The 11,878-nt window shown below is 47.4% G+C and carries 20 protein-coding genes; all 20 read left to right on the top strand.

The features are described 5' to 3' along the window. The first annotated feature begins 32 nt into the window (after positions 1 to 32). Positions 33 to 284, top strand: coding sequence for a ribosomal L7Ae/L30e/S12e/Gadd45 family protein (locus FHS19_RS33320; RefSeq protein WP_152400028.1), 252 nt, complete (start codon positions 33 to 35; stop codon positions 282 to 284). A 144-nt stretch (positions 285 to 428) separates the two neighbouring features. Continuing rightward, positions 429 to 851, top strand: coding sequence for a 30S ribosomal protein S12 (gene rpsL / locus FHS19_RS33315; protein WP_076176731.1), 423 nt, complete (start codon positions 429 to 431; stop codon positions 849 to 851). 42 nt (positions 852 to 893) lie between these two features. Beyond that, on the top strand, positions 894 to 1,364 hold the full coding sequence (rpsG, locus tag FHS19_RS33310) for a 30S ribosomal protein S7 (protein WP_145030011.1): 471 nt from the start codon (positions 894 to 896) through the stop codon (positions 1,362 to 1,364). Between the two features lie 48 nt (positions 1,365 to 1,412). Continuing rightward, positions 1,413 to 3,494, top strand: coding sequence for an elongation factor G (fusA, locus tag FHS19_RS33305; RefSeq protein ID WP_183587594.1), 2,082 nt, complete (start codon positions 1,413 to 1,415; stop codon positions 3,492 to 3,494). Positions 3,495 to 3,613: 119 nt separating this feature from the next. Further along, positions 3,614 to 4,804, top strand: a complete 1,191-nt coding sequence (gene tuf, locus FHS19_RS33300; RefSeq protein ID WP_145030007.1) for an elongation factor Tu — start codon at positions 3,614 to 3,616, stop codon at positions 4,802 to 4,804. A gap of 323 nt (positions 4,805 to 5,127) precedes the next feature. Further along, on the top strand, positions 5,128 to 5,436 hold the full coding sequence (gene rpsJ / locus FHS19_RS33295) for a 30S ribosomal protein S10 (protein ID WP_005544556.1): 309 nt from the start codon (positions 5,128 to 5,130) through the stop codon (positions 5,434 to 5,436). Between the two features lie 36 nt (positions 5,437 to 5,472). Further along, on the top strand, positions 5,473 to 6,096 hold the full coding sequence (gene rplC, locus FHS19_RS33290) for a 50S ribosomal protein L3 (RefSeq protein ID WP_094600179.1): 624 nt from the start codon (positions 5,473 to 5,475) through the stop codon (positions 6,094 to 6,096). Positions 6,097 to 6,122: 26 nt separating this feature from the next. After that, on the top strand, positions 6,123 to 6,746 hold the full coding sequence (gene rplD, locus FHS19_RS33285; protein WP_076176736.1) for a 50S ribosomal protein L4: 624 nt from the start codon (positions 6,123 to 6,125) through the stop codon (positions 6,744 to 6,746). Further along, a complete protein-coding gene (gene rplW / locus FHS19_RS33280; RefSeq protein ID WP_076176737.1) occupies positions 6,746 to 7,039 on the top strand; it encodes a 50S ribosomal protein L23 in 294 nt (97 codons plus the stop codon). The genes rplD and rplW overlap by 1 nt, the downstream gene beginning before the upstream one ends. A gap of 12 nt (positions 7,040 to 7,051) precedes the next feature. Next, positions 7,052 to 7,882: a 50S ribosomal protein L2 gene (rplB, locus tag FHS19_RS33275; RefSeq protein ID WP_076176738.1), complete on the top strand. Its 831-nt coding sequence runs from the start codon at positions 7,052 to 7,054 to the stop codon at positions 7,880 to 7,882. Positions 7,883 to 7,952: 70 nt separating this feature from the next. After that, complete coding sequence (gene rpsS, locus FHS19_RS33270) at positions 7,953 to 8,231, top strand: 30S ribosomal protein S19 (protein ID WP_076176739.1); 279 nt, start codon at positions 7,953 to 7,955, stop codon at positions 8,229 to 8,231. 35 nt (positions 8,232 to 8,266) lie between these two features. Then, positions 8,267 to 8,599, top strand: coding sequence for a 50S ribosomal protein L22 (gene rplV, locus FHS19_RS33265; protein WP_076176740.1), 333 nt, complete (start codon positions 8,267 to 8,269; stop codon positions 8,597 to 8,599). A gap of 13 nt (positions 8,600 to 8,612) precedes the next feature. Continuing rightward, a complete protein-coding gene (gene rpsC / locus FHS19_RS33260; RefSeq protein WP_105441900.1) occupies positions 8,613 to 9,278 on the top strand; it encodes a 30S ribosomal protein S3 in 666 nt (221 codons plus the stop codon). A 2-nt stretch (positions 9,279 to 9,280) separates the two neighbouring features. Next, positions 9,281 to 9,715: a 50S ribosomal protein L16 gene (gene rplP / locus FHS19_RS33255; RefSeq protein ID WP_076176742.1), complete on the top strand. Its 435-nt coding sequence runs from the start codon at positions 9,281 to 9,283 to the stop codon at positions 9,713 to 9,715. Continuing rightward, positions 9,705 to 9,902, top strand: a complete 198-nt coding sequence (gene rpmC / locus FHS19_RS33250; protein WP_076176743.1) for a 50S ribosomal protein L29 — start codon at positions 9,705 to 9,707, stop codon at positions 9,900 to 9,902. The genes rplP and rpmC overlap by 11 nt, the downstream gene beginning before the upstream one ends. 44 nt (positions 9,903 to 9,946) lie before the next feature. Continuing rightward, a complete protein-coding gene (gene rpsQ / locus FHS19_RS33245) occupies positions 9,947 to 10,213 on the top strand; it encodes a 30S ribosomal protein S17 (protein ID WP_025336666.1) in 267 nt (88 codons plus the stop codon). 36 nt (positions 10,214 to 10,249) lie between these two features. Next, positions 10,250 to 10,618, top strand: coding sequence for a 50S ribosomal protein L14 (gene rplN, locus FHS19_RS33240; RefSeq protein WP_076176744.1), 369 nt, complete (start codon positions 10,250 to 10,252; stop codon positions 10,616 to 10,618). Between the two features lie 76 nt (positions 10,619 to 10,694). Further along, entirely contained in the window at positions 10,695 to 11,048 is a 354-nt protein-coding gene (rplX, locus tag FHS19_RS33235; RefSeq protein WP_076176745.1) for a 50S ribosomal protein L24, read from the top strand. A gap of 31 nt (positions 11,049 to 11,079) precedes the next feature. Further along, a complete protein-coding gene (gene rplE, locus FHS19_RS33230) occupies positions 11,080 to 11,622 on the top strand; it encodes a 50S ribosomal protein L5 (RefSeq protein WP_076176746.1) in 543 nt (180 codons plus the stop codon). A gap of 46 nt (positions 11,623 to 11,668) precedes the next feature. After that, the gene (locus tag FHS19_RS33225) at positions 11,669 to 11,854 is read left to right on the top strand and encodes a type Z 30S ribosomal protein S14 (RefSeq protein ID WP_013312154.1); all 186 of its coding nucleotides are present in this window, start codon (positions 11,669 to 11,671) and stop codon (positions 11,852 to 11,854) included. The last annotated feature ends 24 nt before the right edge of the window (positions 11,855 to 11,878 follow it).

The raw sequence follows: 11,878 nt of genomic DNA, 5'->3' as shown, positions 1-11,878 counted from the left end.
TAAGTATTCCTGTGCTTTTGGAGGATATCAAAATGTCTAATGATAAAGGATTACAGGATGCTCATGTCAAGATCGGTGCCAAACAAACGATGAAACTCGTAGAATTGGGCCAAGCCGCCGAAGTGTTTGTGGCGGAAGATGCGGAACACCGGCTCGTTTCAAAGGTCGAAGCTCTTTGCACTAAGCATGGAGTGAAGATCACCTATGTGGATACTATGCATCATTTGGGTAAAGCATGTGGAATTGAAGTGGGCGCAGCGATGGCCGCCATCGTTAAATCATAGTTGTAAGGAACGTTTTTGTTGGGGAAATCAACAGAGTTCTTCCGGCAAAGACTTTTCATTTGTTCTTTTATGAACCGCCTGGGTCTGTGGACTTAAAAAGAGGTTTGTAATGAGGATAAGTATTATGGGAAGGGGGTGGCTAACATGCCAACAATTAACCAGCTAGTTCGCAAAGGACGTCAAGCTAAGATCTACAAGTCGAAGTCCCCTGCATTGCAGAAAGGATACAACGCTCTGAAGCGTGAAGAGACAGGACTTAGTGCTCCTCAAAAACGTGGTGTCTGCACCCGTGTAGGTACAATGACTCCGAAGAAACCGAACTCCGCGCTTCGTAAATATGCCCGTGTTCGTTTGACGAACCGCATCGAGGTGACTGCTTACATTCCGGGGATCGGACACAACCTGCAAGAGCACAGTGTGGTATTGGTTCGCGGTGGACGGGTAAAAGACCTTCCAGGTGTTCGTTACCATATCGTTCGCGGTGCGCTTGATACTGCAGGTGTGAACAACCGGATGCAAGCTCGTTCCAAATACGGCGCGAAACGTCCGAAAGCTAAAAAATCGTAATTGATTCTATAAGAGTTCAAGAATTGAGAAAGGGGGATATCCATGCCACGCAAAGGTCCAGTTAGTAAGAGAGACGTATTGCCGGATCCGGTGTACAACAGCAAGCTGGTTACGCGCCTTATCAACCGCATCATGCTGGATGGTAAAAGAGGTGTTGCCCAAAGCATCCTTTACAATTCGTTCAAGCTGATTCAAGAACGTACGGGTAAAGATCCTATGGAAGTGTTTGAAGCAGCCATCAAAAATATCATGCCAGTGCTGGAAGTTAAAGCACGCCGTGTCGGCGGTGCCAACTACCAGGTGCCGATTGAAGTAAAACCTGAAAGACGTACGTCTTTGGGATTACGTTGGCTCGTGAACTACTCCCGCAACCGCGGTGAGAAGACAATGGAAGAGCGTTTGGCGGCTGAGATCATCGACGCTTCCAACAACACAGGCGCTTCCGTTAAGAAACGCGAGGACACTCACAAAATGGCTGAAGCGAACAAAGCGTTTGCTCACTACCGCTGGTAGGATTCAGCTCAATAAATTATACTTCAATTTTGAAGGGAGACTATTTTCATGGCAAGAGAGTTCTCCTTGAAAAATACACGCAACATCGGGATCATGGCGCATATTGACGCTGGTAAAACGACCACCACAGAGCGGATCTTGTTCTACACAGGCCGTACGCACAAAATCGGTGAAGTTCACGAGGGTGCGGCTACAATGGACTGGATGGAACAGGAACAGGAGCGCGGGATCACGATTACTTCCGCTGCGACGACCGCTTCGTGGAAAGGTCACCGCGTTAATATCATTGACACCCCAGGGCACGTTGACTTCACGGTTGAAGTTGAACGTTCCCTTCGTGTATTGGATGGGGCAGTAGGTGTTTTCAGTGCGAAAGAGGGCGTTGAGCCTCAGTCTGAAACCGTATGGAGACAGGCTGACCGCTACGGCGTTCCGCGGATCGCATATGTAAACAAAATGGATATTATCGGTGCCGACTATCTGAACGTTGTTAACGACATGCGCGATCGTCTGCAAGCGAACGCAGTAGCGATTCAATTGCCGATCGGCGCAGAGAACGACTTCGTGGGCATCATTGACCTGGTTGAGCAAAAAGCTCATATGTACAAAGACGACCTGGGTCAAAACATTGAGGTAGTCGACGTTCCAGCCGAGTTCCAAGACAAAGTCGAAGAACTTCGCGCTGAACTGATCGAAAAAGTTGCAGAACTCGACGAAGACCTGACAATGAAGTATCTGGAAGGTGAAGAAATCACTGTTTCGGAACTGAAAGCTGCCCTCCGCAAAGGGGTTTGCGAAGTTAAGATCTTCCCGGTTATCTGTGGTTCCTCTTACCGCAACAAAGGGGTTCAGCTGATGCTGGACGCTGTTATCGATTATCTGCCAGCTCCAGTTGACGTGCCATCGATTCAAGGTCACCTTGAAGACGGTACGGAAGTTGAGCGTCATTCTTCCGATGAAGAACCGTTCGCGGCTCTGGCATTCAAAATCATGACTGACCCTTATGTTGGTAAACTGACGTTCTTCCGCGTATACTCTGGTATTCTTCAATCCGGTTCTTACGTATTGAACGCTACCAAAGGCAAACGCGAACGTATCGGCCGTATCCTTCAGATGCACGCGAACAGCCGTCAAGAGATCAGCGAAGTTTACTCCGGTGACATCGCGGCTGCCGTAGGCTTGAAAGATACCGGTACGGGCGACACGCTCTGCGATGAGAAAGCTCCGGTTATCCTGGAATCCATGAACTTCCCGGATCCGGTTATCGAAATCGCAGTTGAGCCTAAAACCAAAGCCGACCAAGATAAAATGGGCGTTGCTTTGGGCAAATTGACAGAAGAAGATCCTACGCTGCGTGCTCATACAGATGAAGAGACTGGCCAAACAATTTTGGCTGGTATGGGTGAGCTTCACCTTGATATCATCATTGACCGTATGCGTCGTGAATTCAAGGTAGAAACCAATGTGGGTAAACCACAGGTTGCTTACCGTGAAACCTTCCGTCAAGCTGCTCGCGTTGAGGGTAAATTTGTTCGTCAGTCCGGTGGTCGTGGTCAATACGGTCACGTCTGGGTTGAGTTCGAACCTCTCGAAGCAGGTACTGGCAGCCAGTTTGACAGCAAGATCGTCGGTGGCTCTGTACCAAGAGAATACGTCCAGCCTGCACTGAATGGTATCGAAGAAGCCATGAAGAATGGTGTTCTTGCCGGCTTCCCGCTTGTAGACATCAAAGCTACAATCGTAGACGGTTCCTACCATGATGTCGACTCCAATGAAATGGCGTTTAAGATTGCCGGTTCCATGGCGCTTAAAGCAGCTAAAGACAAGTGTAAACCTGTCCTGCTCGAGCCAATCATGAAAGTCGAAGTTACAGTGCCTGAAGAATACATGGGCGATGTAATGGGCATGCTGAACTCCCGCCGCGGACGTATCGAAGGTATGGATAGCCGTTCCGGCGCTCAGATCATCCGTGCGAAAGTGCCTCTTTCCGAAATGTTCGGATACTCGACGACACTTCGTTCCGGTACCCAAGGGCGCGGCGTATTCTCCATGGAACTCTCCCACTACGAAGAAGTTCCTAAGAACATCGCTGAAGAAATTGTTTCGAAGTCCAAAGGAACTGACGAGTAATTTCTGCTTTTGAGTTTTAAACCCTGACCGGTACGATTACATCCAGAACTGCTTGCATAAACACCGGTCAGTTCAAACATAAAACCTATATTCAATCCATTTAAGGAGGAATTGTTCAAATGGCAAAGGCTAAGTTTGAACGTACTAAACCGCACGTTAACATCGGTACTATCGGTCACGTCGACCATGGTAAAACAACTCTGACTGCTGCTATCACGACTGTATTGTCCAAAACTTACGGTGGTGCTGCAGTAGCATTCGATCAAATCGACAAAGCTCCAGAAGAGCGCGAACGCGGTATCACAATCTCCACTGCACACGTGGAATATGAAACTCCTAACCGTCACTACGCACACGTTGACTGCCCAGGGCACGCCGACTATGTTAAAAACATGATCACTGGTGCTGCTCAAATGGACGGAGCGATCCTGGTTGTATCCGCAGCTGACGGCCCAATGCCGCAAACTCGCGAACACATCCTGCTCTCCCGTCAGGTAGGCGTACCTTACATCGTCGTATTCCTGAACAAATGCGACATGGTTGAAGACGCTGAACTTCTTGAACTGGTTGAAATGGAAGTTCGTGACCTGCTGAACGAATATGAGTTCCCAGGCGACGACACTCCAATCATCCAAGGTTCCGCTCGTGAAGCTCTGCAAAACCCAGACGGCGAGTGGGCACAAAAAATCATCGAAATGTTCAACATCATCGATGAGTACATCCCTCTTCCAGAGCGCGACACTGACAAACCTTTCCTTATGCCAGTCGAGGACGTATTCTCCATCACTGGTCGTGGTACGGTTGCTACAGGCCGTGTAGAACGCGGAACGGTTAAAGTGGGCGACGAAGTTGAAATCGTTGGTATCGCTGAAGAAACTAAGAAATCCGTCGTTACGGGCGTTGAAATGTTCCGTAAATTGCTGGATTCCGCTCAAGCTGGTGACAACATCGGTGCCCTGCTTCGCGGTGTAGACCGTAACCAAATCGAGCGCGGTCAAGTACTTTGCAAACCGGCTTCCGTTAAACCGCATACTGAGTTCGCTGCTCAAGTATACGTTTTGACTAAAGAAGAAGGTGGCCGTCATAAGCCTTTCTTCACTGGATACCGTCCTCAGTTCTACTTCCGTACAACGGACGTAACTGGTGTGGTTAACCTTCCAGAAGGAACTGAAATGGTTATGCCTGGCGACAACATCACTGTAACCGTTCAACTGATCGCTCCAATCGCGATTGAAGAAGGAACGAAGTTCACGATCCGTGAAGGTGGACGTACAGTAGCTGCTGGTGCCATCGCAACAATCAGCAAATAATTAAAAGGCCAACTGCCTTCCATATAGCAACGATATGCTGGAACGATTAACGCTGTGTTGTAAACGCAAGACATACAGAGGAATCCTCTCCTGGCGGGAGGATTCCTTTCTTTATATAGTAGGAAGAAAAGAACAATACCGCTTTTCATTTAAAGCTTGCATTATGCCCATACTTTATATATAATAGTGAATGTTGTTCTGAGACGTTGCGATGATGTGAGAGGTTACTGACACACCCGGCCCCTTTGCCATGGAGCGGTGGGTTAGAAAATTTTCACGGAGTATGTCCGATACCAAATTGGGCGATAGAAGGAGGGACTAAAATGGCAAAGCAAAAAATTCGTATTCGTTTGAAAGCTTACGATCACAGAATTCTTGATCAATCCGCTGAGAAAATCGTTGAAACTGCAAAACGTTCGGGTGCTGGTGTATCTGGACCGATTCCGCTTCCAACTGAGAAACAAATCATTACTATTCTCCGTGCGGTACACAAGTATAAGGATTCTCGGGAGCAATTCGAAATGCGCACACACAAGCGTCTGATCGACATTGTTAACCCAACTCCACAAACTGTGGATGCTCTTATGCGCTTGGACCTGCCGTCCGGTGTAGATATCGAAATCAAATTGTAATCCGAAATGAATTAAGACGGGAAAAGAGGTGTCAACATGAAAGGTATCTTAGGAAAAAAACTCGGAATGACTCAAGTATTTACTCCAGAAGGTAATGTAATTCCTGTAACGGTTATCGAAGCAGGTCCTTGTGTTGTTCTGCAAAAGAAAGATCTTGAGAACGATGGCTACGAAGCTATTCAAATCGGTTTCGCCGATAAGAAGGAGAAACGTGCAAACAAGCCAGAAGCAGGACATGCTAAAAAAGCTAATACTGCACCTAAGCGCTACGTTCGCGAAATTCGCGGTGTTGACCTCGGATCATTCGAGGTTGGCCAAGAACTGAAGGCGGATGTCTTCGCAGAAGGCGAATTTGTTGACGTAACCGGTACTTCCAAAGGTAAAGGCTTCCAAGGCGTTATCAAACGTTGGGGACAAAGCCGCGGACCAATGGCTCACGGCTCGCGTTACCATCGCAGACCGGGTTCCATGGGCTCGATCCAGGCTAACCGCGTTCCTAAAGGTAAGCGTCTGCCAGGACACATGGGTAATGCTACGGTAACGGTACAAAAACTTGAAGTTGTTAGAGTCGACGTAGAACGCAACGTTCTGCTCGTTAAAGGTGCTATTCCTGGACCTAAAAACAGCTTCGTTAAAATTAACGAAACGGTGAAGAAATAATCACCTAAGGAAAGGAGGAACACATAATGCCAAAAGTAACCCTGTTTAATGTCAGCGGTAGCGAAGTAGGAGAATTGGAACTGAACGATGCGGTATTTGGCGTAGAGCCAAACGTACACGTGATGAACCAAGCGGTATTGCTGCAAAGAGCGTCTTTGCGTCGTGGTACACATAAAGTGAAGGGCCGTTCTGAAGTACGTGGCGGCGGACGTAAGCCTTGGAAACAAAAAGGAACCGGCCGTGCTCGTCAAGGTTCGATCCGTTCACCACAATGGAAGGGCGGCGGTACTGTGTTTGGTCCAACACCACGCAGCTATTCGTTCAAGCTTCCTAAGAAAGTTCGTCGTCTGGCTATTAAATCTGCATTGTCTTCCAAAGTGATCGCTAACAATCTGATCGTTCTGGACCAACTCGCTCTGAACACGCCTAAAACAAAGGAATTCGCAGCGATCCTGAACAATCTGAAAGTAGAACGTAAGGCTCTGATCGTGGCTCCTGGCTATGATGATAATGTGGCTCTTTCCGCACGGAATATTCCTGGCGTGAAATTTGTTGCAGCAGACGGCATTAATGTTCTTGACGTACTTCTGTACGACAAACTGATCATTACGAAAGAAGCAGTTCAGAAGGTAGAGGAGGTGCTCGCGTAATGAAAGATCCTCGTGATATTATCAAACGTCCAGTAATCACTGAACGTACGGCTGAATATATGGGCGACTTGAAGTATGCCTTTGAAGTGGATATCCGTGCGAACAAGACCGAGATCAAACAAGCTGTTGAATCGATCTTTAAAGTGAAAGTAACGAATGTAAATACAATGCGCGTCCCTGCTAAGCCGAAACGTTATGGCCGCTACAACGGTTATACAACCGAGTGGAAAAAAGCCATCGTAACGCTGAGCAAAGACAGCAAAGCGCTCGAGTTTTTTGAATCTGTAGAGTAAGGAGGAAATCACGTGCCTATTAAAAAGTATAAGCCGACATCCCCGGCTAGACGTAACATGTCCGTGTCTACTTTTGAAGAGATCACGACAAATCAGCCGGAGAAATCGTTGCTTGCACCGCTCAGCAAAACAGCTGGCCGCAACAACCAAGGTAAAATTACGGTTCGTCACCATGGCGGCGGACACAAGCGTAAATACCGCATCATCGACTTCAAACGTACGAAAGACGGCATACCAGGTACCGTTGCTACGATCGAGTATGACCCGAACCGTACTTCCAATATTGCTCTGATCCACTATGCAGACGGAGAGAAGCGTTACATCATCGCTCCTAAAGGTCTGAAAGTGGGAGACAAAATTGAATCCGGTCCTAACGCCGACATCAAAATCGGTAACGCACTTCCAATGGAGAACATTCCGGTAGGTACTGTTATCCACAACATCGAACTGCAGCCTGGCAAAGGCGGACAATTGGTTCGCGCTGCCGGTACCGAAGCTCAGCTTCTTGGTAAAGAAGATAAATACGTATCCGTACGTTTGTCTTCGGGCGAAGTTCGCAGACTGCTTAAAGTTTGCCGTGCTACAATCGGTTCCGTTGGTAACGAAGACCACGAGCTGATCAAAATCGGTAAAGCTGGCCGCAGCCGCTGGCTCGGACAACGTCCTGAAGTTCGCGGGGTAGTTATGAACCCTAACGATCACCCTCACGGTGGTGGTGAAGGCCGCGCTCCAATCGGACGTAAATCTCCAATGTCTCCATGGGGCAAACCAACCCTTGGTTACAAAACGCGTAAAAAAGGCAAAGCTTCTGACAAATATATCGTTCGCCGCCGCACAAAATAATGCACGCTGTGCATAACTTTGTGAAGTGCCGAAAGTAACGAGAAGATTGGATGAAGGGAGGATTTTATAGATGAGTCGCAGTTTGAAAAAAGGACCTTTCATTGACGGGTACCTGCTGAAAAAAGTAGAAGTGATGAACGAATCGAACAAGAAGGCGGTTATCAAAACTTGGTCCCGTCGCTCTACGATTTTCCCACAATTTATCGGTCACACGTTCGGTGTATACGACGGACGCAAGCACGTTCCGGTATACGTAACGGAAGACATGGTAGGACACAAGTTGGGTGAATTCGCTCCAACACGTACCTACAAGGGTCATACGGACGATGACAAGAAAACAAGAAGATAATTTCTAAGCTCTTTGTTTGAGAGGAGGTAAAACAAATGGAAGCAAAAGCACATGCCAGATCTATTCGGATTGCTCCTCGTAAAGTCAAGCTCGTTGTTGACTTGATCCGCGGTAAGCAAGTTGGTGAGGCCATCGCCATTCTCCGCCACACTCCGAAATCGGCTTCCCTGGTTGTGGAGAAGCTGCTGAACTCAGCGATCGCCAATGCTGAGCATAACTACTCGATGGATATTAACAATTTGGTTGTGAGCCAGGTTTTCGTTAACCAAGGCCCAACAATGAAGAGATTCCGTCCACGCGCCATGGGTCGTGCGAGCCGGATCAATAAACGCACCAGCCACATTACTTTGGTGGTATCTGAAAAATAAGGAGGGATAACGTGTGGGCCAAAAGGTAAATCCAGTCGGACTCCGTATCGGGATTATCCGTGATTGGGAATCGAAATGGTATGCTGGCAAAGATTTCGGTAATCTTTTGCTGGAAGATGTAAAAATCCGTGAATACCTGAAAAATAAATTGAAAGATTCTGCTGTTTCTCGCATTGAGATCGAGAGAGCGGCAAATCGTGTGAACGTCACTATCCACACTGCGAAACCAGGCATGGTTATCGGTAAAGGTGGTTCCGAAGTTGAAGTACTTCGCAGCCAAGTTACGAAAATTGCAGGCGGTAAAAAAGTTCACATCAACATCTCTGAAATTAAACATGCTGACCTGGACGCTGTCCTGGTTGCAGAAAGCATTGCTCAGCAATTGGAACGCCGCGTTTCTTTCCGTCGTGCTCTGAAACAAGCGATCCAAAGAACGATGCGTTCAGGCGCTAAAGGAATCAAAACTCAAGTGGGCGGACGTCTTGGCGGCGCCGAGATCGCTCGTTCGGAAGGCTACAGTGAAGGAACTGTTCCACTTCATACGCTTCGTGCTGACATCGACTACGGTACGGCTGAGGCGCATACAACTTATGGCCGTCTCGGCGTAAAAGTATGGATCTATCGTGGAGAGGTTCTTCCTACGGCTAAGAAACAAGCTGCTCAGGAAGGAGGCAACTAATCATGTTGGTACCAAAACGTGTAAAACACCGCAAACAGCAACGCGGTCACATGAAGGGTATGGCAAAAGGCGGAACTGAACTGAACTTCGGTGAATTCGGTTTGCAAGCTCTGGAGCCAACTTGGATCACGAACCGTCAGATCGAAGCAGCGCGTATTGCGATGACGCGTTACATCAAGCGTGGCGGTAAAGTATGGATTAAGATTTTCCCTGACAAGCCGATCACTCAAAAACCTCTTGAGGTTCGTATGGGTAGCGGTAAAGGTAACGTTGAGAAATGGGTCGCAGTTGTCAAACCAGGCAAGATTATGTTTGAACTTGGAGGCGTGTCTGAGGAAATCGCTCGCGAAGCGATGCGTCTCGCCGCCCACAAGCTGCCGATCAAAACGAAGTTTGTGAAACGTGAAGAATTGGGTGGTGAAGCAAATGAAAGCTAATGATCTGCGTAACTTGACCACTGCAGAAATCGAGCAAAAGATTGCGGGCTTTAAAGAAGAACTCTTTAACCTCCGTTTTCAATTGGCTACCGGACAGCTTGATAACCCAACTCGGATCCGTGATGTACGCAAGGAAATAGCTCGTGCTAAAACCGTCATCCGTGAAAGAGAACTTGGGATTAGTTAATAGATCACAGCCGTGCTCGTCTGTAATCAGGAAGGAGGCTAACTATGAGCGAAGAACGCAATGCTCGTAAAGTGCAAATCGGTAAAGTTGTCAGTGACAAAATGGATAAAACCATTGTTGTAGCCGTTGAAACTTACAAAAAGCATGATCTCTACCACAAGCGCATTAAATACACGAAGAAATTTAAAGCGCATGATGAGAACAACACAGCACAAATCGGAGATACCGTTAAAATCATGGAAACTCGTCCACTCTCTAAAGACAAACGTTGGAGACTGGTAGAAGTCGTTGAAAAAGCGGTTATCATCTAAAGATAGAGATAGTTTTTCCGAAAGGAGGAAATTTCAATGATTCAACCATTTACACGTCTTCAAGTAGCTGACAACTCTGGTGCGAAGGAACTGATGTGTATCCGCGTGCTGGGTGGTACGGGACGTCGTACAGCAGCCATCGGTGATTTGATCGTTTGCTCCGTCAAACAAGCAACACCAGGCGGCGTTGTCAAAAAAGGTGATGTTGTTAAAGCTGTTGTGGTTCGTACGAAACGTTCTGTACGCCGCAAAGACGGATCTTACATCTCTTTTGACGAAAACGCAGCGGTTGTTGTTAAAGAGGACAAAAGCCCGCGCGGAACTCGTATTTTCGGACCAGTGGCTCGCGAACTTCGCGACAAAGATTTCATGAAAATCGTTTCCTTGGCACCGGAAGTAATCTAATAGCTGATTCCCGGACAGTGAGCTGTTACGGGATCCCGATAAATCGCTGACATGCAGTCATAGGAGGTGTAACAAAATGCCGAAAGTGAAAAAGGTTCTGGAATCGCACAGCAACAAACTGCACGTGAAGAAAGAAGATACGGTTATGGTCATCAGCGGTAAAGACAAAGGCAAAAAAGGCCGTGTCATCGCAGCGTATCCTCGTGAAAACCGTGTGCTTGTCGAAGGCGTGAACATGGTGAAGAAGCACCAAAAACCGAACCAATCCAACCCTCAAGGCGGAATTATCGAGCAGGAAGCACCGATCCATGTATCCAATGTGATGCATATCGATCCGAAGAGCGGCAAAGTAACCCGTATCGGTTACAAAACGCTGGATAACGGTAAAAAGGTCCGTGTTGCGAAGAAATCCGGAGAGGTTATCGACTAATCGAATCGTTAAGAAAGGAGGTTCATAATTCATGGCAGCAAGAATGAAAGAACGTTTTTTGAATGAAGTTACTCCTGCTTTGATGCAGAAGTTCAGTTATTCTACGGTAATGCAGGTACCTAAAATCGAGAAGGTTGTCATCAACATGGGTGTGGGTGATGCCGTATCCAACTCGAAAGTCCTGGATGCCGCAGTCAATGATATGCAGCTGATTGCTGGTCAAAAGCCGGTAATTACTCGTGCTAAAAAATCCATCGCCGGATTCAAACTGCGTGAGAATATGCCGATCGGTGTGAAGGTAACACTGCGCGGAGAGCGTATGTACTACTTCCTGGACAAATTGTTCAACGTTACCCTTCCACGTGTCCGTGACTTCCACGGCGTGTCTACCAAAGCATTTGATGGACGCGGCAACTACACGCTTGGCCTCAAGGAGCAACTGATCTTCCCTGAGATCGAGTATGATAAAGTTGATAAAGTCCGTGGTATGGATATCGTTATCGTAACGACGGCTAAAACTGACGAAGAGTCCCGCGAGCTGCTCGCTCAATTGGGAATGCCTTTTGCGAAGTAATTCGCAAATCCATTTCTCCGAAAATTTTTAGGAGGTGTCAGGCTAAGTGGCAAAAACTTCGATGAAAGTAAAACAACAACGTACGCCTAAGTTTAAAGTGCGTGCTTACACACGCTGCGAACGTTGCGGTCGTCCACATTCGGTACTGCAAAAGTTCAAAATTTGCAGAATTTGTTTCCGTGAATTAGCTTATAAAGGCCAGATCCCTGGCGTGAAAAAAGCAAGCTGGTAAGAAGTTTACAATCGGGAAGGAGGT

Origin of the sequence: Paenibacillus rhizosphaerae (assembly GCF_014192015.1) — a bacterium.
GTDB classification, from domain to species: domain Bacteria; phylum Bacillota; class Bacilli; order Paenibacillales; family Paenibacillaceae; genus Paenibacillus_AQ; species Paenibacillus_AQ rhizosphaerae.
The sequence above is the reverse complement of the archived record's forward strand: the minus strand, read 5'-3'. Positions and strand labels throughout refer to the sequence as shown.

Excerpts from the sequence above, each read along its gene's own strand:
- rpsG (WP_145030011.1), top strand. The coding sequence starts at position 894 with ATGCCACGCAAAGGTCCAGTTAGTAAGAGAGACGTATTGCCGGATCCG.
- rplD (WP_076176736.1), top strand. The coding sequence starts at position 6,123 with ATGCCAAAAGTAACCCTGTTTAATGTCAGCGGTAGCGAAGTAGGAGAA.
- FHS19_RS33320 (WP_152400028.1), top strand. The coding sequence starts at position 33 with ATGTCTAATGATAAAGGATTACAGGATGCTCATGTCAAGATCGGTGCC.
- rplW (WP_076176737.1), top strand. The coding sequence starts at position 6,746 with ATGAAAGATCCTCGTGATATTATCAAACGTCCAGTAATCACTGAACGT.
- rpsS (WP_076176739.1), top strand. The coding sequence starts at position 7,953 with ATGAGTCGCAGTTTGAAAAAAGGACCTTTCATTGACGGGTACCTGCTG.
- tuf (WP_145030007.1), top strand. The coding sequence starts at position 3,614 with ATGGCAAAGGCTAAGTTTGAACGTACTAAACCGCACGTTAACATCGGT.
- rplN (WP_076176744.1), top strand. The coding sequence starts at position 10,250 with ATGATTCAACCATTTACACGTCTTCAAGTAGCTGACAACTCTGGTGCG.
- rplP (WP_076176742.1), top strand. The coding sequence starts at position 9,281 with ATGTTGGTACCAAAACGTGTAAAACACCGCAAACAGCAACGCGGTCAC.
- rplV (WP_076176740.1), top strand. The coding sequence starts at position 8,267 with ATGGAAGCAAAAGCACATGCCAGATCTATTCGGATTGCTCCTCGTAAA.
- rplE (WP_076176746.1), top strand. The coding sequence starts at position 11,080 with ATGGCAGCAAGAATGAAAGAACGTTTTTTGAATGAAGTTACTCCTGCT.
- rpsL (WP_076176731.1), top strand. The coding sequence starts at position 429 with ATGCCAACAATTAACCAGCTAGTTCGCAAAGGACGTCAAGCTAAGATC.
- rplC (WP_094600179.1), top strand. The coding sequence starts at position 5,473 with ATGAAAGGTATCTTAGGAAAAAAACTCGGAATGACTCAAGTATTTACT.
- rpsJ (WP_005544556.1), top strand. The coding sequence starts at position 5,128 with ATGGCAAAGCAAAAAATTCGTATTCGTTTGAAAGCTTACGATCACAGA.
- fusA (WP_183587594.1), top strand. The coding sequence starts at position 1,413 with ATGGCAAGAGAGTTCTCCTTGAAAAATACACGCAACATCGGGATCATG.
- rplX (WP_076176745.1), top strand. The coding sequence starts at position 10,695 with ATGCCGAAAGTGAAAAAGGTTCTGGAATCGCACAGCAACAAACTGCAC.
- rpmC (WP_076176743.1), top strand. The coding sequence starts at position 9,705 with ATGAAAGCTAATGATCTGCGTAACTTGACCACTGCAGAAATCGAGCAA.
- rpsQ (WP_025336666.1), top strand. The coding sequence starts at position 9,947 with ATGAGCGAAGAACGCAATGCTCGTAAAGTGCAAATCGGTAAAGTTGTC.